Here is a 20,521-nt window from a genome sequence, read left to right as displayed (position 1 = left end):
GTGGGGGGATGGTAAAGAGTCAGAGCAGGCCGGGGTTCGGCACTACCCGGTAACCGCGCCGGGCCTCGTCCCACAGATAATAGGTGTCGTAGGCCACATAATAATTGTGACCGCCAACCACTACGGTGAGGGCTGAAGCTGGCAGGCTGTGTACTATGGCTCCATGGGGCGCATGGGCTACCACATAGCCGTGAGAGGCCGGGCGATAAAAAATGCCCTCACTGTAGTAAAAACCCGCTGCACCAAAGCTGATGCTGACAAAATTAGTGGGCAGGTGGCGCCAATGGTAGCCGTAACCGTAGTGTGCGGGACGGTGATGGGGGCGATGTCCGCGGTGGCCGTGGCGATAGCGGGGCCTATGTGCGGCGCGGTGCTCATGCCTGTGTCCCTTCCTATGACCTTTCCTGTGCCCCTGCCTGTAACCTTTGTTGTAACCGTCGTTGTAGGCGTGGCGAACCTCACGGCGGTGCTGCCTGCGCTGTTCCTTCTTGCGCTCCTGACGGCGCCGTTTCTTTTCCTGTTGGCGATTGTGATGTTTGTCGTGATGCTTTTTGTGCCCGCGCTCCAAGTGACGCTGCTCGCGTTGAGCTCTCCCTTGCCTGTGGTTGTCGTGGTCCATTGCACGTTGGTGTTCCCGATGAACTTCGGACAGAGCGGGGGTTGCTATCAGCAGCAGGCCCACAGTAGCGATGGCAGTCGCAAGATGTCTCATGGCAGCACTCCTGAGCCCGGATGGCTCTTTTATGTCGTTTGAGGTCTTTTGTATATCTTGGCGGGCAGTTTGCCCTGGTGGGTCTGAACACTTCCTGAACTGTTCCCACTCACTTTCGAAAGGAAGGGAAGGGGGAAGGCGGTGGACTGGCGATCCAGCCCGCATAGATTTCTCTGTGAGGGGATTGGGTTGTACACTCGGGGAAATCACTGAGAAGCGGCGATTTTGCCTTGTTGAGACACTTGGTCGCAGCGAGTATGATGCTGCGCTGGTTCATAGTGAGCGGTAGAGAGATGCAAGTCTTCCACCACGTAGCAAGCCTGCGCGAGGCGCTGGCCAACGCCCGCAGGGACGGAAAGATCGTCGGATTTGTGCCTACGATGGGCAATTTGCACGACGCCCATATTGAACTGGTCAAAATGGCCCAGCAACAATGCGACTTGGTCGTGGTATCTATCTTTGTCAATCGCCTGCAGTTCGGCCTGAACGAGGACTGGGATAAGTATCCGCGCACAATGGAACAGGATATGGCCAAACTGCGCCAAGCCAATTGCGACTTCCTGTTTCACCCGGATGAGAGTGAGATTTACCCCAATGGTATGGATCAGCAGACCCGCGTGGTTTGCCCAGCCATGACCGATGTGCTGTGTGGCGCTAGCCGCCCTGGTCACTTTGAAGGGGTAACCACGGTGGTTTCCAAGCTGTTCAATATTGTGCAGCCTGATAAAGCGGTATTTGGGATCAAGGATTTCCAACAGCTGGCGGTCATCCGTCGTATGGTGGAGGATCTGTGTATGCCGGTGGAAATTGTCGCGGCTCCGGTACACCGCGAAGCGGATGGCCTGGCAATGAGTTCCCGCAATGGCTATATCAACGCAGACGAGCGGCCCAAGGTGGCAGTGCTGAATCAGTCGCTGAACTGGGCAAAAAACGAGATAATTGCAGGGCGTCGGGAGTTTGCCGTCCTTGAAGAAGAGGCGCGCAAGCGTATCGAAGACAGTGGTTTCCGCGTCGATTATTTCTCCATCTGTTACAGCAAGGACTTACAGCCAGCTGCAGATGACGACAAACAAATTACGATTTTGGGAGCGATGTACACTAGTGCCGCGCGCCTGATTGACAACGTTTCCCTGGAACTCTGAAGGGGCATCCAACCATGCAAATCGAAATGTTGAAGTGCAAACTGCACATGGCCGCGGTGACCCAGGCTGAACTCTGGTATGACGGCTCCTGCGCAATTGATGAGGACCTGGTAGAGCTGGCAGGTCTACGCGAATTCGAGAAAATCGATATTTACAATGTGAGCAACGGTGAGCGTTTTCACACCTATGTGATCCTGGCCGAGCGCGGTTCAGGAATTATCTCCATGAATGGGGCCGCAGCTCGCCGTGTACAGGTGGGCGATCGTATTATTATTGCTTCCTATGCGCAGATGACCGAGGAGCAGGCTGATAACTATAAGCCCAAGCTGGTTTATCTGGATGAGCAAAACAAGGTTGAGCGCAGCACCAATACTATACCGGTACAGTTGGCAGAAGCCTGAGTCTCCTGGCTATAGGGCGCTGGTGCCCTGTAGCTTCTTCCCAGAACCTTGTACCTAGTGGCCATTTTCTTACTGCTTGTTATTTTACAGCGGCCCAGCTTCCCTCTCGGCAAAGAAAATTAAGGCATTTGGATGTCACTAATTTTCCGAGAGTAGCAGGACTTCTTGCTCGAACCTCTGCTCCAGATAGGACTCATCCAGTGTATAGTGCCACAGGCCTTTTCTCTGCCCCTTGCCCAGAGCGATCTCCCCAATTTTTCCAGGATTGTACTTTAGTGGTTTTTCCGTTTCGTATTTGGCAATTGGATCTTGATAGGCCTCTTCCATAGAGATAATTTCCCAGCCCTCCCCGCGCAGCTGCTCTATGAGATCGCCGATAAACAGTGCGGATATATCCATTTCATGCAATAACAATACATGTTTTGGCGAGCGCCCTAGGTGTTTAATCGCCAAATTATCGTAATAAGAGATACTTTGCATTAATACATCCACATACATGTGCGACAGTCGTTGTAAGTCTACCTCTTTACCTTCCCGAAGGGCCTTCTGGAATAGATCTTCGATATACCAATCGTAGTTGTTCAGCGTGATGTAGGCATTCTTGTAACCATATTTGCTTAGGGCCTCGCGCATGCCGTCGCGTTTCTCCAGAGTCTCCCCCTCCCTTAAATAAGGGAAGCGAAAATAGGGGGCAAAATTATGGAACTCTTTGAGTAGCCGGTGAGCTTGCAAAAAATCCTCATGATAGTTTGCAAGGTTTGTTTCCAGGAAATTTGGGTGACTGTGAGTATGGTTGGCGATCAGGTGACCGGCATTATCGTAAAGCTGCATCCTCTTCATGCCTTCGTCATTCAGTGCGCGACTATTAGAGAAAAAGGCAACCTGACCGATATGATACTTTTTGAGGTTTTCAATTAGGGTTTTGGCACGGGTCTGACCATCCATGTAGCCATTAGCGGAGCGTGGAGCATCATCAAAGGTAATAGCCAATTGTTTGGCATGGGAAATAGAGCTTAATGCTATCCAAATCAGCAAGGTAAAGATTAGATTTTTCACGGTTAATCTCCTTGGTCTCAGTGTCATAAGTTGCCCATCAGGATTTTATCGAATTTAAGCCCGGTTAGTTGTTAGGTTCCAGCTTATAATCTGTCTCAGAGCCCTGTAATGGATAGAGCAGCATCTTATTGGTTGCATTTACAGGGGCAATAAGTAGCAAGTTTGCAGTTTTCCCCTGTATTCAATGTTGTATAAACAGGTAAATTGCTATCCGGAATATAGTTTTGTTCACGGAAAGTAATACTCTTCGCGTACCAGTTATTGAGGCCTAAATGGTGAAAGTGCTTGTACTAAAAAGAGGGAAGGAAAGAATACACTGCGCTCGGGACCGTATGAGGCATGGATGCCGATTACGAGCTTACAGGGATGTATTCACAGCGAGTCTCGAGTGCAGTGTATTCTTTCCTTCTGACCCAGTAGTAAGTTCCTGCCTCCTGGGAAAGGGGGTGCGTTACAACGGTAGTGATGTTGCAGTCGACAACGCCGATTTTGACTGGTTAGTGGAAGCTCAGAATATTATCACGTTTTGCCCGGAAATTTCGGCTGGTCTAACGATTCCTCGCGCGCCTGCCGATGTGAAATATTACTCGTTGAGTCGAGGGGAGAAGTCAATAATGGTGAGGCTGGTAGTGAGTTGACTGCTAAAAATGATATTTTGATTTAAGTTGGCGGTTGTTTTCTATTAGTTAGTGAGCTTTCCGTTTCTCTCCAGTGGAGTTAATTCGAAAAGAAAATCCTTTAATTAGAATACTCTTGGGTTTATGCAATTTTTCTGGCTGCAATTGAGCCCCCTACTTTTTGCCGGGTGCTCTTCCAGTATTTATGATTTTCATATTATTGCAGCTGCCCCTAAAGATTGTGGCCCATTGGGAGGTGATTGTTTTGGGGCTAGGATGCTATAAAGGGGTTGAGCACAGGCTTTGGAAAAGCTTCAGTCTTCCTGAGACGATAAGCGCCGCACTAATAATAAAGGAGAATACGATGTCAGAGGTCCACACCCGCCCAGTACCTTCAGAATTTGCTGCAAATGCACTGATTGGCGCAGAAGACTACGAAAGAATGTATCGCCAATCAGTGGAAAACCCGGAGGCATTCTGGGCTCAGCAGGCCAAGGATTTCCTGCATTGGGACAAGCCGTTCACACAGGTGCTTGAAGAAGATATGCACAAGGGACATGCTGCTTGGTTCGCCGATGGACAGCTTAATGTCACGGTGAACTGTATTGACAAGCACCTGGCAACCCGTGGGGACCAGACAGCAATCCTGTGGGAAGGGGATGATCCGGCACACAGTCAGGCGATCAGTTACCGCAACCTGCACGAGAATGTTTGTCGCCTGGCCAACCTATTGAAATCCCGTGGCGTGAAGAAAGGCGATCGGGTCTGTATCTATATGCCGATGATCCCGGAAGCGGCCTATGCAATGCTTGCCTGTGCCCGTATCGGTGCAGTGCACTCTGTCGTATTTGGTGGCTTCTCCCCGATATCCTTGAAAGATCGTATTCTCGATTCCGATTGTCGCTTGGTGATCACCGCTGATGAAGCCATCAGGGGCGGTAAGCATATCGCTCTCAAAGCGAATGTGGATCAGGCCCTGAGTGAATGCCCCAATGTGCATACAGCGATCGTAATAAAGCACACTGGCACGCCTGTTGACTGGGATAGTCAACGGGATATTTGGTACGGGGAATCGGTGGCGCAGATGGACAGTGAGTGCCCGCCAGAAATCGTCAATGCGGAAGACCCGCTGTTTATCCTCTATACCTCCGGCTCAACTGGTAAGCCCAAAGGAGTATTACACAGCACTGCCGGCTATTTGCTGATGACCACCATGACCTTCAAGTATGTGTTCGATTATAAGGAAGGCGAGGTTTTCTGGTGTACCGCGGATGTAGGCTGGATTACTGGACACAGCTACATCGTTTATGGACCGCTCTGTGCAGGGGCTACCAGCCTGATGTTTGAAGGGGTGCCCACTTATCCGGACGCTTCTCGTTTTTGGCAGGTTGTGGATAAGCATCAGGTCAACATTTTTTACACAGCGCCAACCGCAATACGCGCGCTTATAGGCGCCGGTGATAATTATGTGACCGGCACTGATCGCAGCTCACTGAGGTTACTGGGCACCGTGGGTGAGCCGATTAATCCAGAGGCCTGGGAATGGTATTACAACGTGGTGGGGGATAAACGTTGCCCGATTGTGGACACCTGGTGGCAAACGGAGACCGGCGCCCACATGATCACGCCGCTTCCGGGGGCTATGGCACTCAAGCCCGGCTCCGCCAGTAAACCGTTCTTCGGTGTACAACCGGCTCTGTTGGATGAAAACGGTAAGGAAATCGAGGGCGCCGGCGAGGGCTCACTGGTGATAAAGAGAAGCTGGCCCTCTATGATCCGTGGTGTTTATGGCGATCGCCAGCGTATGATCGATACCTATTTTTCCATGTACCCCGGTTACTATGTCACCGGTGATGGTGCGCGCCGGGATGAGAGTGGTTACTATTGGATTACCGGGCGTATTGACGATGTACTGAATGTTTCCGGCCACCGCCTCGGCACCGCGGAGATTGAAAGTGCGCTGGTTCTACATGAAGATATCGCTGAGGCCGCCGTGGTGGGTTACCCACACGATATTAAAGGGCAGGGAATCTATGCATTTGCCACCCTCAAGTCCGGCCACCAACCCAGCGACATATTGCGTCAGCAATTGATCGATCTGTGTGCCAAGGAAATCAGTCCTATCGCCAAGCCCGATATTATTCAGTGGGCGCCGGGTCTGCCAAAAACCCGCTCAGGCAAGATAATGCGTCGTATTTTACGCAAGATCGCCTGTAACGAGCTGGATAACCTGGGGGATACTTCCACTCTTGCAGACCCTTCGGTAGTTGACGAGCTTATAGACCATCGCGAAAATCGCTGATACGAATCAACAGCATGAACGCTAAAACCGGCCTGCATGCTTACTAGTGCGAAAAAGAAAATGCCGGGCATTGCCCGGCATTTTCGCTGCTTAGTATGCCTTTAAATTCATAAAGTAATAACAAGCCTGGATAAAACCCAGAGCAGTAAAGGAGAATCCGCTTGGAGCAGGGACAGTATCTTTGTGAGCACTATCGTTTTGCCGCAGACCAGCGCCTTAAGGTTTTTAATTTTTTTGTAGTCCTTACCATGTTTGTCGAAGGTGGCATCTTTACTGCGGTGGAGAAGAATTTTCACCCCCTGATCCTGGCCCTGCTCGGTGGTTTTGTTGTAATTCTGGTGACGGTGTTCTGGTTGATGGATATCCGCAGCAGACAGTTGCTTAAGCTTGCGGTGCCCGCGCTGAAGAAACTGGAGCAGGGATTCCCGGAAGAGGCTCGAATTTTTTCCAATGACTCTGTGCGAAGGGGGGATGTTGCCCGCTACACTTTTGCATTTCGTGTACTTTTGATCGGCCAGCTTATCTTCGGCCTCGGGGTGGCGGTTTATGGATTACATCAATGGTATATTACCCCGTAGAGACCCCTCCTCGCCTGTTTATTTCTTGCAAGGTAAAAAATATCTGGTCGACCGCTGAATATGCTGGTATCCGGCCTGACGTTAACTTCCTTATTTCACCCCACCTTATGAGCTGAGAGCTCGACATGATGCTTTGTAAGGAAGGCGTATTCCGCTCCCCTGAGCTATCTTGCAAGTTGGTGGTATAGCCGCCGCAATTTTTAGGGGATATTTGCCAATGTTGGATCACATAAGGATTCCGGTACAGGATTTCCCGCGCAGCAGGGAATTCTACCGCCAGGCTCTGGCGCCTTTGGGCTATGAGTTGGTGATGGAGTTTGATCACTCGGCAGGGTTTGGTTGGGCGGATAAGCCGGAATTCTGGATTTGTGAGGGTGCCACTCCAGGCCCGCAGTTGCACCTCGCCTTTCGCGCTGAAGAGCGCGAAGTGGTGCGTGACTTTTATCGCGCGGCACTCCACGCGGGCGGCACTGATAATGGTGTTCCGGATGTGTATGAACAGTACCACCCAGACTACTATGCCGCCTATGTCTTAGACCCGGATGGCTACAATTTGGAAGTTGTTTGTCATCTGCCAGGTGATCTACAGGACTAACCCTGACTGCTGAACATTTCGGATAAACGGAAAAAATCATGGATGATATTACCCGTGCTAAGTACCTGCCGATAGCCCTGGTAGTAGTTGGCTTAATTTTTATTGTTGCCATTTACCCGATGATGATGTGGATCTGGCCTTCGGGTTGGGGTTGGACACCGCGGCAACCGGAATATGAACAGATGATTTTGGGAATCTATGCGACTCTGGGTGTATTCCTGATTCGTGCGGCAAAAAATCCTGCAGCCAATGTCAGCCTGATCTGGTTTACCATTTGGTCGAGCCTGGTGCACGCGACCATTATGCTGTTTCAGGCGTTGGTCGACCACACCGAACGAGCAAATTTGATGGGAGATATACCCGCACTTTATTTGGTTGCTGCAATACTCTGGTACTTGATGCCCAGGCACAAATTCAAACAACAGGATGCTTGAAAAAATGTAACGCCAGGGAATTATGCTTAGGGTCCCTAGAAAGTAATTTATTATTAATTCTTAATTAATTTCTACTATAAGAATGATAATAAGGTCTAATTTCCCGTTCATTGTGCGCCCCTATAAGTTCTGCTCCTGTAATAGAGAAAACTATAGGGGCGACTCCTCCGATGAAATACCTTCCTTTATTTGTATTAACTATTGGCTTGATAGGCGGTGCCAATGCAGAGACCCTGACGCGTGATAACGGTGCTCCAGTAGGTGACAATCAGAATGCACAGACCGCGGGTGAAAATGGCGGTAACCTTTTGCAGGACGTTCACCTGATTCAGAAATTGCAGCGCTTTGCTCGTGAGCGTATTCCCGGACGGGTGGTGCATGCACGGGGAACCGGTGTCCATGGCGAATTTGTGGCAACGGCGGATATCAGCAATCTGACCCGTGCTAGGGTATTTGAGCGAGGGGGTAAGACCCCGGTGTTTGTGCGCTTCTCCACGGTAATCCATTCTAAAGGCTCTCCGGAAACGTTGCGTGACCCGCGTGGCTTTGCGACAAAGTTTTATACCCGCGAAGGTAACTGGGATCTGGTCGGCAACAATCTGCCAGTATTTTTTATCCGCGATGCCATTAAATTTCCGGATATGGTCCACTCGCTGAAGCCCTCACCGGTAACTAACCAACAGGATCCAAACCGCTTCTTCGATTTCTTCAGCCATGTACCTGAGGCGACACACATGCTGAGCTGGGTATATTCCGATTACGGAACCCCAGCAAACCTGCGTCAAATGGATGGCTGGGGAGTGCACGCTTACAAGATGGTTAATGAGAGAGGCAAAGTGCACTATGTAAAATTCCATTGGAAATCCCGCCAGGGCATTAACAATCTGACAGCTGAAGAAGCTGCGGAAATTCAGGCGAAAGATTTCAGTCATGCTAGCCGCGATATGTATGCGGCGATTGAAAAGGGGGACTATCCCAAGTGGGACCTATACCTCAAAGTACTGAAACCATCACAGTTGAATGACTTTAATTACAACCCACTGGATGCAACCAAAATGTGGTTGGATGTGAAGGAAACCAAAATTGGCACCATGACCCTGAACCGGGCACCTACGAATTTCTTCCAGGAAACGGAGCAATCTGCTTTTGCACCGGCAAATACTGTACCGGGAATTGAACCCTCTGAGGACCGCTTGCTACAGGGCCGAGTTTTCTCTTACTCGGATACGCAGATGTATCGTCTTGGCGCAAATCATCAACAGTTGCCAATCAATCGGCCCCGTGTTGCGGTGCAGAACTGGAATCAGGATGGTGCAGGAAATTACGGCCTACAAACTTCGGATGTGAATTACCAGCCGAGCCATATTGATGTGCGCAGTGAAGACTCTGCAGGTCTTTACAGTAGCAAGCGGCTGACAGGCAATACACAGCAAAAAGCGATTGAGAAAAAGCTGCCGTTCGCCCAGGCGGGCTCATTTTACCGTGGCTTGAGCCCAGAGGAGCGCCAAAATTTGATTGAAAATCTCGCGGGGGACCTCGGTAAAGTTCGCGATAGTGGCACCAAGCACGCGATGCTGAGTTACTTTTATCAAGCTGACAAAGACTACGGCAAGCGTTTGACCAAGGCTGTGGATGGGGATCTGAATCGGGTCAAAAAGCTGGCTCAGTAATATCTTCTCCGACCGGGCGGTAATTACCGCCCGCAACTATTTGAGAGGTGAAACCATGAGGTGTATGTTTCTCATATTGGCTTTTGTCGTGTTGGGGGCTCAAGCGCAGGAGTCAGCGGATTTTGACTCTGCTTTTGCTGAGCTTTCCCAATACTATTTCGCTGCAGCCCGTGTCGGCGATATTGAAGTTTTAAGCGAGTTTTCCGAGGCAGGCTTCCCTCTGGACCTGAAGAACCCCAAAGGCTATACCGCATTGATGATCGCTACCTACAATGGCAATGAGGCTGCGGTGGATTACTTGCATGGGCGCGGCGCAAATGCCTGCGTAGAGGACCGCCACGGCAATACTGCCCTTATGGCCGCGATTTTTCGCGGGGAGTTTGCGATTGCACGGACTCTGCTGAAGCGGGAGTGCGATATTACTCAGGTGAATAAGGCGGGGTATACCGCAGAGGATTTTGCCCAGGTGTTCGGCCGCAAGCAGCTAAAACAGCTTCTTGAGCAGCGCCGAGCGGCACCGGAGGTTTGATTTCCCAGGGGGCTGTACCTGCTCTCGGGGGCGCACAAAACCTTTCTTAAAGCAAATCTTGCGTGGCGCATCACACCAGGGGGCGACCGCCCAATCAGTGTTTGTCGCCGCCCCCGCCACCGCGTTAGCATAGCCAGCTGCAATCCAGTTGGTAACCGCTATGACTCAGAGCCATCATCCTTACGAAGCCCTCACGCCTGACGTGGTGATTGACTGTGTCGAGAGCAGCGGACTCATTTCTGACGCGCGTATTTTTCCCTTAAACAGTTATGAAAACCGTGTATACCAAGTGGGTATTGAGGATGCTGAGCCTCTGATTGCCAAATTCTATCGCCCCGGTCGCTGGACCGATGAGCAAATATTGGAGGAACACCAGTTTACCCTTGAGATGGCGGCGGCAGAGATCCCCGTAGTAGCACCGCTGCAATTCGATGGGCGTACCCTCCTGGAATCTGAGGGCTTCCGCTTCGCCCTGTTCCCCCGTCGTGGCGGACGCCAATTGGAGCTGGATAACTTCGATCACCTGGAACAGGTGGGTACCATGCTCGGCCGCATCCATGCTCTAGGCAGTGCCAAGCCTTTCACCTATCGTCCGACCCTTACACTTCAGCACTTTGCCATCGACAGCCGCGAATTTATCCTGGATGGAGATTTCCTGCCGCGGGAAAATCGCCAAGCCTATGCCTCGATTACGGGACACATTATCGAACAGGTGGCGCCGCTATTTGAGCGCGAGTGGAAGTTATTACGCTTGCACGGGGACTGCCATAGTGGCAACTTCCTCTGGCGCGATGAGACGCCCTGGTTTGTCGACCTGGATGACTGTCTGATGGGTCCGGCCATTCAGGATATCTGGATGCTGATTTCCGGTAATCGCGCAGAGCAGACAGCCTATCTGGATGCAGTATTGGAGGGCTACGAAACCTTCTATAGTTTTGATCCCCAGCAGTTGCAGCTAGTGGAACCGCTGCGTTGCTTGCGCCAGATGCACCATGCCGCCTGGTTGGCACGCCGTTGGCAGGACCCGGCGTTTCCCCAGGCATTTCCCTGGTTTAATACGCCCCGTTACTGGGCGGAACACATACTGGCATTGCGCGAACAACAATCGGCACTGCTTGAACCACCTCTAACACTGGGAGCGGTTTGAAATGGAGAGGCCCGCAATGGACGTCACATGCGCTGAGACAAAAACGGATTTACTCTGGGAAAGAATTCGCACTGAAGTGGCTCAGCAGGTTGAGCGGGAGCCGATACTGGCGAGCTTCCTGCACGCTACAATCTTGAATCACAGCTCGCTTGAGGCGGCACTCAGCTTTCACCTGGCGAATAAACTGGATAACGCTGTGGCGCCGGCGCTGTTGGTTCGGGAAGTGATTGATGAAGCCCTGGCGGCGGATCCCGGCATTGGCCAGGCGGCTCGTGCAGACCTAAATGCGGTCTACTTGCGCGATTCCGCCTGTAACTCCCTCTGTGAACCCTTTCTCTATTTTAAGGGGTTCCATGCCTTGCAGGCTTATCGGGTGGCCCACTGGCTTTGGAAGCAACAACGGCGCTCTCTGGCGTTGTTTTTACAGCATCGGGTATCGGTGGTGTTCAGTGTGGATATCCATCCCGCGGCAAAGGTCGGGGAGGGCATACTGCTGGACCATGCCACGGGTATTGTGATCGGTGAGACCGCAGTGGTGGAGAATAATGTATCCATTATGCAGTCAGTGACCCTGGGAGGTACTGGCAAAGAAATCGGCGATCGTCATCCAAAAATTCGCCGTGGCGTCCTGATTGGTGCTGGCAGCAAGGTGCTGGGAAATATTGAAGTGGGCGAGTGTGCCCAGGTCGCCTCTGGCAGTGTAGTGCTCAAGTCGGTGCCGGAAAAACAACTGGTGGCGGGTGTACCGGCCAAGGTTCTGGGGCCGGCGACCTGCGCTCAGCCAGCGATGTCTATGGACCAGTGCGCCCTTTCACAAGCGGAAAAGTAGCGAATGTGACCCCGCTTGTAACAGCGGCAACGGAGTTATGCTTCCCTAGGGAAATGGATAAATGGAACTATCCTTGTACCCATGAAATACAGTCTCAGCGCTAAAAATCTCGTCTGTCGAAACCTAGAGACCCACGCCAGCTACTGTGCGGGCCTGCTCAATCCCAATCACACCAAGGAAATTACAGGCATAGCGCGAAGTGACAGCGGCCTGCTTTCGGGCCGCCTCAACCAAGCGGTTTCAAATGCGGTAATGCAACCGCGCATATTGCAGCGCTTTGCCCTGGATTATTTTGCTGAGCGTCACAGCCCCTTCACCCTTTGGCACAGCGCTACTAAGTCCCTCGACGATAATGCATTGGCGCAGTTGGGCTTGCAACGCAAGCAATCCCAGGTTGCCATGACCGCGGAGATACAGCGGCTCGCCCCCGGCGCGATTCCGGCAGCTGAAGTGGCGGACAAGTTGGTGATCTCAGCGGTAAAGAAGGAGGATTTGCCCGCTTATGCGAATGTGCAGGCGGTGGAATGCGGCAGTGCTCAGGAAGGAACTCAATTAAAAAAGTTTTATGAGGCGCTGGCAGAAATTCCCGAACAAAAGCGTGCGCGGCTCCGTTTTTTCCTGGCGCGATTGGCAGATACTCCCGTGGCTGCCGGTTGCCTGTTTGCCTCCGCCGATGCCCTGGGGCTATACGACCTAGTTACGCTGGCGGATTACCGCGGGCAGGGAATAGGGGGGGCGCTCTTTGGTCACCTGCTGCAACAGGCCCAGGCCAGCCATCACCGCAGCCTGGTGGTCCTGGCCCCAGCAGATAAGCAACAACTGCCTTTAGACTGTGGTTTTTTTGCTGTGGGGGAAGTGGCGCGTTACGTTTACACCCCGTGATGCTGTTATACGGAAGGTTAAGCAATTAGGCGCGCTCTATGGGGAAGGCGATCACCTCCTCGATAGATTCGTAGCCGCCCGCTAGCATCAGCAGCCGGTCCACCCCCAGGGCAACCCCAGCGCACTCTGGCATTCCCGCCTGCAGGGCAGAAACCAAGCGCTCCTCGAATGGATTAATGGTGTGACCGTTGATGCGCCGGTAATCCAGGTCCGCCTCAAAGCGACGCAGCTGTTCGGCGCTGTCGGTCAGTTCCCAGTAGCCATTGGCCAGCTCCAGCCCACCTACGTAGGCCTCAAAACGCCGAGCCACCTGGGTACCCTGTTTATCGGCTGTCACCCTGGCAAGTGCGGCTTGCTCGGCGGGGAAATCGTAGAGCAGAGTAATGCCTTCGCCCATAGCGGGCTCAAGGCGGTGGCTCATTAAAAGGTCCAGGGATTCACTCCGGTCATAGGGAGAGAAGGACAGTTCCATTTCCCGTTCAACACAGCGGGCCAGGTCTTTGTCACTGGCACTGTGAGGGTCCAGTTGTAGCTCGTGCAGAAACAGCTGACGATAGCTTAGAGATCGCACTTGACGGATATCCAATACCTGGCTGAGTAAAGTTGCCACCTCATCCATCAGCTGATGGTCATCCCAGCCGCAACGATACCACTCGAGCATAGTGAACTCCGGGTTGTGGCGACCGCCGGCTTCGCCCTGGCGAAACGCTTTTCCCAGGTAATAGCAGTCGCCGATACCGGCGGCCAGCAGGCGTTTTAAGCCAAATTCAGGGCTGGTGGCGAGATAGGCACTGGCCCCGCTGCACTGTGCTGGGATGGATTCGATATGGGGGTCGCTGGTGGCACGGCGGGATATCACCGGTACCTCGACTTCCATTACTCGGCGTTCGGCAAAAAATTGGCGGATGTCTGCCAGGAGCGCAGCGCGTTGGCGCAGAGCTTCAATAGTGGCGCTGGGGCGCCAGAGATCAGCGGTCATGGAAAAGGCTCAGGTAGTGAGCGGTCGGTAGACCGCCCACGTGGAGAAGGGAAAAATCAGTCTTCTTTGGCGCGACCCAAATATTCACCGGTACGGGTATCCACCTTAATAGTCTCGCCGATTTCCAGGAATAGGGGCACTTTAACGACAGCGCCGGTGGCTAGGGTAGCCGGCTTGGTGCCGCCCTGGGCGGTATCGCCGCGCAGGCCAGGGTCGGTGTCGGTAATTTCCAGGATCACGTGGTTGGGCGGGGTCACTGCTAGGGGGGCGCCGTTGTACAGGGTCACAGTACAAATATCCTGCTCTTTGAGCCACTTGGCCGCATCGCCTACGGCATCAGTGCTGGCCTGGTGCTGTTCAAAAGTTTCCGGCTCCATGAAATGGTAGAACTCTCCATCGTTGTAGAGATATTCCATTTCGCGGTCCATCACGTCCGCGGCTTCCAGGCTTTCACCTGAGCGGAAGGTACGCTCCCAAACGCGGCCGGTTTTCAGGTTGCGCAGTTTTACGCGGTTGAATGCCTGGCCCTTGCCAGGTTTAACGAACTCGTTTTCCACGATAGAGCAGGGGTCGCCGTCCAGCATTACCTTGAGGCCGCCCTTGAATTCGTTGGTGGAGTAATTAGCCATAGCAATTAGAGCCCTTATAAGTCATTTATCTCTTGATATTTAACGAGTTTTTCCTTATTGGCCAACCTGGCCCAGAGCCTGTTAGAGCCCGGGGAATCCCGTTAGCTTTCGCCAAAAATGGTAGCCGCAGGCGACTCGTCCGGCCGCGGTGCAGAGACTTTACCTGCGGCCCTGAAATGATGGGGCGCGATTATACAGGAGGGGGGCGACTTGAACGAATATCGACAGGTATTTGCGTCATTATACGGCGATATTGTAAGGGGGCAGCTTGCGTTTGGTGAAATAGTCCGTGAACTACCGGAGTCCACGGACTCGAGAGAATAACCATCGCCGGTCAATCAGGTCAGGGACTCAGCGAGGATCTGTAGTCGGGCGGCGCGCTCACCCTGCAGTGCCATGGAACAGGCCTCCTCCACTGACCGACAAGCGAGGATCAGGCCATGATGGGCGAGGAGAATCGCACGCTTATCGCCGATGGCGCCGGCAATAATTTCTCCTTCGCTATTACCCACCGGTACGCCCGGCCACTCCTTAGGGAAGGCGATATCGTCAAAGCTAAGTCCCAGCTGTTGGGTTTGATAATAACCTGCTTTCTGCGCGGGCAATGTATTCTTTCCTTCTGACTCAGTAGTAACTCCAATGTTCGCGGCACAGGGCTTTTATGGAATTCACAAGTTCAAAATCCCCGATGATAATTTCCCATTTTGTTCTCTGTAATTCCATTTCACCAAGTCAATAATGTGGTGCCTTGATGTGAATTATTTTTGCTGAATTCCGAGTGTGCGAAATTCTTGAAAGACAAATTTTTTTCGACTTTATATTGCTGCTTATGTGACAAGGTTGAAATGCGGACTTTGGGGAAATCAATCCATGAGTCCCGAATATGATTGGAATTGCAGGTTAAATTGGCCATCCAAACGACGGCTGACCAATCTGAGCCCGACATTTGTTGGTTTGCCAGATTGGTGACCGGCTGGTGTTGTTCTAGTCGCACCAGGGTTGGCTGATGTGCTGCGCGGTAGTTTGGACGAGGCTCCCTAGGCCTAATCTGGTATAATCCTCTTTTCCTCTGTGTTTTTCCTTTCTCTGTGTGCCCTTATGGCGAAATACTCCATCGTCGACAGTAAACTGATTGATATTCGCGAAAGCCGCCGTTGGCAGGATGAACTGGCAGACCTGGTGACAGATCCTGATGAATTGATTCGGCTGTTGCAACTGGATCCGGCTCAGCTGCCCCAGGCCCTATCTGCCAGCAAGCAGTTTACTTTGAGAGTACCTCGCCCTTTTATTAAACGTATGCGCCATTCAGATCCGGCTGATCCCATACTGCTACAAGTGCTGCCCGGAGCGGCGGAGTTGGAGACCGTAGAGGGGTTTAGTGCTGATCCTTTAAAGGAGGCTGAGGCAAACCCACTGCCAGGTATAGTGCACAAGTATCACGGCCGCCTGCTGTTCATCACCGCCGGGCAGTGTGCGGTGAATTGCCGTTACTGCTTCCGCCGGGAGTTTCCCTACGGGGACAATCACCTGAATCGAAACCAGTGGCTGGCGGCATTGGACTATGTACGTGTGCATACGGACTTGCGCGAGGTGATATTAAGTGGCGGTGACCCCTTGGTGGTGAGCGATCGCCAACTAACCTGGTTGAGTGGTGAATTAGCACAGATAGCGCATCTCGATAAGCTGCGTATCCATTCTCGATTGCCGATCGTGACTCCAAGTCGTATTACTGATGAACTACTTTCTTGGTTTGCCGGCTCGCGTCTGAAACCGGTGTTGGTGTTGCATTGCAATCATGCGAATGAGATAGACAATGAGGTGCGCGCATCTTTGGCGAGTTTGCGCGAAGCAGGTGTTACCCTCCTTAATCAGACGGTGCTATTAAAGGGTGTGAATGATAGTTGTGAGGCCCTGGAAAAGTTGAGCGAGACGCTATTCGCGGCAGGGGTGCTGCCCTATTACCTTCATCAGTTGGACAAAGTAAATGGTGCAGCACATTTCGAAGTAAATGACGCAGTTGCCCTGGCGCTCATTGAGCAATTGCGTCATCGATTGCCAGGCTATTTGGTACCAAAACTGGTGCGTGAAATCCCTGGAGCCCTCTCAAAGTCGCCGCTGGATCGCAATCTGAACCCGTCAAGTTAACCGGTTTTTGTGATACAAGCGTGTGCAGTCGCCGGCTACAGAAGGGTGGGTATTTGATTTGGCACCATGAATACGTCCGTCTACAGGGATGTGGCTTGCCATAGAAACTATAGCGAGTGATCAGCATTTATTCAGACAATACTCGCTGGGTAGCGCTATTGGGTAGTAAGTTCCACTGAAAGTGCTGACGATGGTTAAGCCAAGAATAAATCCTACTGTCATTACGCCTCCAGCGGCTCGGTTGAGGAATTGCGTCGATAGATGTTTTTGTAGAACCCAGCGAAGGCCGCAGGCCAGGTGAGTAAAGTAGGCTACGACTGCGAGCGTGTAATACGGAACAAAAAAAATTGGATAAGCTCTGGGTTGTAACCCGGCAGCGGCAAAGAAGAAGTTGGTATCTAGTCCCTGTACCAGCCTGCCATACAAAACGGCAGAAACGTGAAAAACCAGGAAAAATGCTAAGTAGCCCCCTGAGATTGCCTGAGCATGATCGAAGAACCCGCGACGCTGCCCCCATCTCCGTACTATAAAAGTTATTCCTGAGCCCACCTGGAAGAGTGCACACAAGAGCAGTATGGGCTCTATTAGTGTTGCCCGGTAGATGGGGCGGAAACCTTCCATAAAGCGGATATGAGCTTCAACCCCATACAGGGCGATAACATGATTTGTTAGGTGGAAAAGCACATATAAACTGATTAAAAGTGCCGAGATTCGATGTAGCTTGTGTAGCATGAGTTTAAATCCCTGTCGCGGTGATATTTGCCCACTTTCCTTGCAGACTATTTAGGTTGATACGTTTTAGATTCTTTGTCTTCCTTGTTTGATCACTGTTTCAAATAAAACTTTTTTGGTTAACCTAATGTCGATTTACACGTTATTACACATGGTATCACTCTATTAAAGATATTTGCTTAAGACTGTGCTTGTTTCAGTTTGCCTAGCTGTTTGGGTGCTTGTTGCTATGCCTCTTTAGTTATGTGGGAGCTTTTGTGCATATGATTGGCGCATTTTTATTTCTCTTGGGTTGTTTTGATGTATATCAAGGCTTTAATAAATTTAGAGTATTTTTTTGTGTTGGGTTTTGTATAAAATAAGAGTGTTATTTTTGTGGTTCTCCATTTCAGTGAAAAGTTGATTTTTTTGTAAGTTTTTAAAGGTCTGGAAAGTATGTTTTTTGAAGGTGGTTTGGGCGAGGTTTTTGTTTTTGAATGATTGTTACAGCGTGTGCATTTAAGTTTTTTCTGCAGTAATTTTCCATGCGATTCCATTCTGGTTTTGGTCGTTGGTCTAATATTCTCGTATATCTATGGCTGATATTGCTGCTTTGCGTTTCTTTATTTTATTTTTAATATTTCTAAGTGTGTTCCTTGTCGAATATATTTGTTGATTGTTTTTTGGGAAGGATTTGTCGGGAAAACTGATAAAGGAGTTTTCTTTATTTGTCATATGTTGAAGTTATTATCCGGTTTTTGGTGGTGGATAAGTGTAAAGTTGTTTTTATAAAAAAGTTGGGGAATAAATTTTGTGCCCGAAGAAACAAGTTATTCAGGCCCTGCCAGAACTTTTGAATGCGCAGACTATTCAGCAAGTAAAAGATCGCGTACAGCGTTCTATTTGTGCCATAGGATTTGATTACTACCTTATTGGCCTTGAAGACCCCGCAGGTGCGATTGATCAATATTCTGTGGAAACTAATTATCCTCGAGATTGCGTTGAGAGCTATAGCCGTCAAAAGTGGATCACTCGCGATCCAGTGGTACGCCATTGCCGCCAATCGCCAGTACCGATGATTTGGCATCGTGAGCACTTTCCAGGTGAAGCTTGTCGACTGTATGAAGAATCTGAATCTCATGGTATTGCAACAGGTGTGGCAACTGCATTGCGCGGCGCCCGGTACAATCGTCTGATGATGATTTCTGTGGCTAATGGGGCCACCTATACTCCGAGGCTTGGTAGCTGGCTGCAAGAGACTATGCCCATGGTTCAACTGTTGGCCTCCTACGCTTATGAGGCTATCAGTCGCATTGACAGAGAGGCCATTGCAGCGGAAATCGGCCTTACTCGGCGTGAGGGTGAGTGTTTGCACTGGGCAGCGGTCGGCAAGACCTCCTGGGAAATTTCCCGGATTCTCGGTTGTTCGGAGGCTACTGTGAATTTTCATTTTCGCAATGTGATCCACAAGCTGGGTGTCACCAATCGCCGTCAGGCCGTGGCGCGTGCACTGTCCGTTGGCCTGATTAGGCCCTAGGCCAATACTACGCCAGCGCGCGCGGCCGTTTGCCCTACAAAACTGCGCAGCTCTTGACGTTTAAGTTTGCCACTTGGCGTACTGGCAATATCCTCAACCAGTTCAATGCGGTCTGGACACAGTGCACGGGGGTGAAGATGTTCACGGATACGCTTCATCAGGTCATCCACTAAAACGGTAGCGGGATAGCCACTATTGTTGGCAACCACGTAAGCGCGCAGCCTGGTAAGTCCTTCGGGTGTTTCGATAGGTAGGGCTGCAGCCTTAACCACGCGTTTGTCTGAGATCAAGAATTCTTCAAGTTCCTGCGGACTGACCCAATGTCCCGCGACTTTGATTCGTTCGCTGTCGCGGGAAATAAAGTGATACCCCTCTTTGTCACGCATAAACAGGTCGCTGGTTTCAAAGTTTTGTGGAGCTATTTGCAGCTCCCCGGTGGTTGGGGTGAGATAGCCGAGCATTAAACATCCTCGGGAAAGAGACAGGCTAAAGGCACCTGCATCTCCGTGGGGTGCTTCAGTGTAACGAAATCCCTCCACCCGCTGTAAAGCACCGCCAGTCTTGGACAGTTCGGATAAATAAGGCGCGAAGGTTTCAGTGGTACCAATGGAATCAAGGATCTTTGCACCACTCCATTGCTGCCAGCGCTCACGTACCACTGGGGGTAATCGTTCGCCAGCCGATAGTGAAAGCCGCAATGAATTCAATTGATACTTCCGATTGGCGCGGGACATCAGCAGGTGGTAAAGCGTGGGTACCGCAAGAAACACGCTGACATCTTCTGTTTCGATCACATCCAGAAAATCCGTGTGCTGCTCCCATTGAGGCAACATGACGGCAGTGGCTCCCTGGCTGAGGGGCACGTGCAGGCCCTGCAGGCCAAATGAAAAGAAAGGACCTGTACTGGCAAGTACCCTATCGCTGGCCTTGATATTCCACATTGACTTGCTGACAGTGCGTTCAAACTCCCAAAAGGACCGGTGGCTGTGCACACAGAGCTTGGGTCGCCCCGTGGACCCGGATGTGGCGAGAACCAGGGCGGGCCTCAAGTCGAGGTCAGCGGCAAGCCGGCCGATTTCATTAGTTTTTAGCGGCTCTACAGCGATATCGGATAGTGCCTCAATAGTTGACATAGGCTCTAAGGGCGCGCGCATATCTGTGGTGGTAACGCTGCTATCTGCCAATATCACTTTGGGGTCAAAATCTGCCCATAGGCCACGATAGTGATCTTTGGGCAGCGCTGGGTGGACCATAAATGGGAGGTGCCCGGCTCGCATGGCAGCCAGCCAATAAACGGAGTTTTCCAGTGTGGCTGAGCCAACCAGGGCGATACGTTGCTGGGTACGACTGCCAGCCAAGTGCAGGTTGAGGTCAACTGCTGCTGCAATGGAGAGTTGTTGCAACTCTCGGTAGCTGATACTGCGTCGACCAGAAGGGCCAAGCTCAACGAGTGCAGGGTGCTCACCGCGACCCGCACGAACATGACGGTCGACCAGTAAATCAACGCATCCGGGGTTGGAAACAATGTAAGTCACTACAGGACTCCTCTTGAATTACCTGTTCGCGCCGGCTTGGTGCTGGCGCCTGATAATGAGTAAGTGGCATACGCCGGGTTCAGCTTTATGT

General features: G+C 51.5%; 21 protein-coding genes. 14 read left to right on the top strand and 7 right to left on the bottom strand.

The annotated features are described in order from the left end of the window. Positions 1-19: 19 nt before the first annotated feature. Complete coding sequence (locus ACCI49_RS10925; RefSeq protein WP_371838995.1) at positions 20-712, bottom strand: DUF6515 family protein; 693 nt, start codon at positions 710-712, stop codon at positions 20-22. A gap of 293 nt (positions 713-1,005) precedes the next feature. On the opposite strand from ACCI49_RS10925, the gene panC reads away from it, so the two are divergent. Both panC and panD read left to right on the top strand, forming a co-directional pair. Next, positions 1,006-1,854, top strand: coding sequence for a pantoate--beta-alanine ligase (gene panC / locus ACCI49_RS10920; protein WP_371839017.1), 849 nt, complete (start codon positions 1,006-1,008; stop codon positions 1,852-1,854). Positions 1,855-1,868: 14 nt separating this feature from the next. Continuing rightward, a complete protein-coding gene (panD, locus tag ACCI49_RS10915; protein WP_371838994.1) occupies positions 1,869-2,255 on the top strand; it encodes an aspartate 1-decarboxylase in 387 nt (128 codons plus the stop codon). A 138-nt stretch (positions 2,256-2,393) separates the two neighbouring features. Here panD and ACCI49_RS10910 read toward each other — a convergent pair whose 3' ends face one another. Further along, complete coding sequence (locus tag ACCI49_RS10910) at positions 2,394-3,311, bottom strand: polysaccharide deacetylase family protein (RefSeq protein WP_371838993.1); 918 nt, start codon at positions 3,309-3,311, stop codon at positions 2,394-2,396. A gap of 272 nt (positions 3,312-3,583) precedes the next feature. Here ACCI49_RS10910 and ACCI49_RS10905 point away from each other — a divergent pair, with 272 nt between their 5' ends. From ACCI49_RS10905 to ACCI49_RS10860, 10 genes are all read left to right on the top strand, one after another. Then, a complete protein-coding gene (locus ACCI49_RS10905; RefSeq protein ID WP_371838992.1) occupies positions 3,584-3,949 on the top strand; it encodes a 2-thiouracil desulfurase family protein in 366 nt (121 codons plus the stop codon). 343 nt (positions 3,950-4,292) lie between these two features. After that, positions 4,293-6,230, top strand: coding sequence for an acetate--CoA ligase (gene acs / locus ACCI49_RS10900; protein WP_371838991.1), 1,938 nt, complete (start codon positions 4,293-4,295; stop codon positions 6,228-6,230). A gap of 161 nt (positions 6,231-6,391) precedes the next feature. Beyond that, positions 6,392-6,808 carry a RipA family octameric membrane protein gene (locus ACCI49_RS10895; protein WP_371838990.1) on the top strand — a complete coding sequence of 139 codons (417 nt, stop codon included), beginning with the start codon at positions 6,392-6,394 and terminating at the stop codon, positions 6,806-6,808. 217 nt (positions 6,809-7,025) lie between these two features. Then, entirely contained in the window at positions 7,026-7,403 is a 378-nt protein-coding gene (locus ACCI49_RS10890) for a VOC family protein (RefSeq protein ID WP_371838989.1), read from the top strand. Positions 7,404-7,441: 38 nt separating this feature from the next. Beyond that, positions 7,442-7,837 carry a DUF6632 domain-containing protein gene (locus ACCI49_RS10885; RefSeq protein WP_371838988.1) on the top strand — a complete coding sequence of 132 codons (396 nt, stop codon included), beginning with the start codon at positions 7,442-7,444 and terminating at the stop codon, positions 7,835-7,837. Positions 7,838-8,007: 170 nt separating this feature from the next. Then, positions 8,008-9,507 (top strand): catalase, encoded by a 1,500-nt coding sequence (locus ACCI49_RS10880; RefSeq protein WP_371838987.1) that lies wholly within the window; start codon positions 8,008-8,010, stop codon positions 9,505-9,507. A 55-nt stretch (positions 9,508-9,562) separates the two neighbouring features. Beyond that, positions 9,563-10,036: an ankyrin repeat domain-containing protein gene (locus ACCI49_RS10875; protein ID WP_371838986.1), complete on the top strand. Its 474-nt coding sequence runs from the start codon at positions 9,563-9,565 to the stop codon at positions 10,034-10,036. A 160-nt stretch (positions 10,037-10,196) separates the two neighbouring features. Continuing rightward, complete coding sequence (locus ACCI49_RS10870) at positions 10,197-11,183, top strand: serine/threonine protein kinase (RefSeq protein ID WP_371838985.1); 987 nt, start codon at positions 10,197-10,199, stop codon at positions 11,181-11,183. Between the two features lie 16 nt (positions 11,184-11,199). Beyond that, complete coding sequence (gene cysE / locus ACCI49_RS10865; protein WP_371838984.1) at positions 11,200-12,012, top strand: serine O-acetyltransferase; 813 nt, start codon at positions 11,200-11,202, stop codon at positions 12,010-12,012. A gap of 81 nt (positions 12,013-12,093) precedes the next feature. Further along, a complete protein-coding gene (locus tag ACCI49_RS10860) occupies positions 12,094-12,894 on the top strand; it encodes a GNAT family N-acetyltransferase (RefSeq protein ID WP_371838983.1) in 801 nt (266 codons plus the stop codon). 25 nt (positions 12,895-12,919) lie between these two features. Here the strand turns inward: ACCI49_RS10860 and epmA are convergent, their stop codons facing one another. From epmA to ACCI49_RS10845, 3 genes are all read right to left on the bottom strand, one after another. Then, positions 12,920-13,873 carry an EF-P lysine aminoacylase EpmA gene (gene epmA, locus ACCI49_RS10855; RefSeq protein WP_371838982.1) on the bottom strand — a complete coding sequence of 318 codons (954 nt, stop codon included), beginning with the start codon at positions 13,871-13,873 and terminating at the stop codon, positions 12,920-12,922. A gap of 56 nt (positions 13,874-13,929) precedes the next feature. Beyond that, complete coding sequence (gene efp / locus ACCI49_RS10850; protein WP_371838981.1) at positions 13,930-14,502, bottom strand: elongation factor P; 573 nt, start codon at positions 14,500-14,502, stop codon at positions 13,930-13,932. 338 nt (positions 14,503-14,840) lie between these two features. Continuing rightward, positions 14,841-15,107: a class II aldolase/adducin family protein gene (locus ACCI49_RS10845; RefSeq protein WP_371838980.1), complete on the bottom strand. Its 267-nt coding sequence runs from the start codon at positions 15,105-15,107 to the stop codon at positions 14,841-14,843. Between the two features lie 493 nt (positions 15,108-15,600). Between ACCI49_RS10845 and epmB the strand changes: the two genes are divergently transcribed. Continuing rightward, entirely contained in the window at positions 15,601-16,647 is a 1,047-nt protein-coding gene (epmB, locus tag ACCI49_RS10840; RefSeq protein WP_371838979.1) for an EF-P beta-lysylation protein EpmB, read from the top strand. Between the two features lie 120 nt (positions 16,648-16,767). On the opposite strand, the gene ACCI49_RS10835 is transcribed toward epmB, so the two are convergent. Next, complete coding sequence (locus tag ACCI49_RS10835; protein WP_371838978.1) at positions 16,768-17,379, bottom strand: hypothetical protein; 612 nt, start codon at positions 17,377-17,379, stop codon at positions 16,768-16,770. Positions 17,380-18,169: 790 nt separating this feature from the next. On the opposite strand from ACCI49_RS10835, the gene ACCI49_RS10830 reads away from it, so the two are divergent. Then, positions 18,170-18,895 (top strand): autoinducer binding domain-containing protein, encoded by a 726-nt coding sequence (locus ACCI49_RS10830; RefSeq protein ID WP_371838977.1) that lies wholly within the window; start codon positions 18,170-18,172, stop codon positions 18,893-18,895. Here the strand turns inward: ACCI49_RS10830 and ACCI49_RS10825 are convergent. Continuing rightward, positions 18,892-20,430, bottom strand: coding sequence for an AMP-binding protein (locus tag ACCI49_RS10825; protein ID WP_371838976.1), 1,539 nt, complete (start codon positions 20,428-20,430; stop codon positions 18,892-18,894). The genes ACCI49_RS10830 and ACCI49_RS10825 overlap by 4 nt on opposite strands. Between the last annotated feature and the right edge of the window lie 91 nt (positions 20,431-20,521).

Origin of the sequence: Microbulbifer epialgicus, from assembly GCF_041447265.1 — a bacterium.
Classification (GTDB): Bacteria; Pseudomonadota; Gammaproteobacteria; order Pseudomonadales; family Cellvibrionaceae; genus Microbulbifer; species Microbulbifer epialgicus.
The sequence above is the reverse complement of the archived record's forward strand: the minus strand, read 5'-3'. Positions and strand labels throughout refer to the sequence as shown.

Coding starts and splice junctions, on each gene's coding strand:
- ACCI49_RS10925 (WP_371838995.1), bottom strand. CDS start 712: ATGAGACATCTTGCGACTGCCATCGCTACTGTGGGCCTGCTGCTGATA.
- panC (WP_371839017.1), top strand. CDS start 1,006: ATGCAAGTCTTCCACCACGTAGCAAGCCTGCGCGAGGCGCTGGCCAAC.
- panD (WP_371838994.1), top strand. CDS start 1,869: ATGCAAATCGAAATGTTGAAGTGCAAACTGCACATGGCCGCGGTGACC.
- ACCI49_RS10905 (WP_371838992.1), top strand. CDS start 3,584: ATGGTGAAAGTGCTTGTACTAAAAAGAGGGAAGGAAAGAATACACTGC.
- acs (WP_371838991.1), top strand. CDS start 4,293: ATGTCAGAGGTCCACACCCGCCCAGTACCTTCAGAATTTGCTGCAAAT.
- ACCI49_RS10890 (WP_371838989.1), top strand. CDS start 7,026: ATGTTGGATCACATAAGGATTCCGGTACAGGATTTCCCGCGCAGCAGG.
- ACCI49_RS10885 (WP_371838988.1), top strand. CDS start 7,442: ATGGATGATATTACCCGTGCTAAGTACCTGCCGATAGCCCTGGTAGTA.
- ACCI49_RS10880 (WP_371838987.1), top strand. CDS start 8,008: ATGAAATACCTTCCTTTATTTGTATTAACTATTGGCTTGATAGGCGGT.
- ACCI49_RS10875 (WP_371838986.1), top strand. CDS start 9,563: ATGAGGTGTATGTTTCTCATATTGGCTTTTGTCGTGTTGGGGGCTCAA.
- ACCI49_RS10870 (WP_371838985.1), top strand. CDS start 10,197: ATGACTCAGAGCCATCATCCTTACGAAGCCCTCACGCCTGACGTGGTG.
- cysE (WP_371838984.1), top strand. CDS start 11,200: ATGGACGTCACATGCGCTGAGACAAAAACGGATTTACTCTGGGAAAGA.
- ACCI49_RS10860 (WP_371838983.1), top strand. CDS start 12,094: ATGAAATACAGTCTCAGCGCTAAAAATCTCGTCTGTCGAAACCTAGAG.
- epmA (WP_371838982.1), bottom strand. CDS start 13,873: ATGACCGCTGATCTCTGGCGCCCCAGCGCCACTATTGAAGCTCTGCGC.
- efp (WP_371838981.1), bottom strand. CDS start 14,502: ATGGCTAATTACTCCACCAACGAATTCAAGGGCGGCCTCAAGGTAATG.
- epmB (WP_371838979.1), top strand. CDS start 15,601: ATGGCGAAATACTCCATCGTCGACAGTAAACTGATTGATATTCGCGAA.
- ACCI49_RS10835 (WP_371838978.1), bottom strand. CDS start 17,379: ATGCTACACAAGCTACATCGAATCTCGGCACTTTTAATCAGTTTATAT.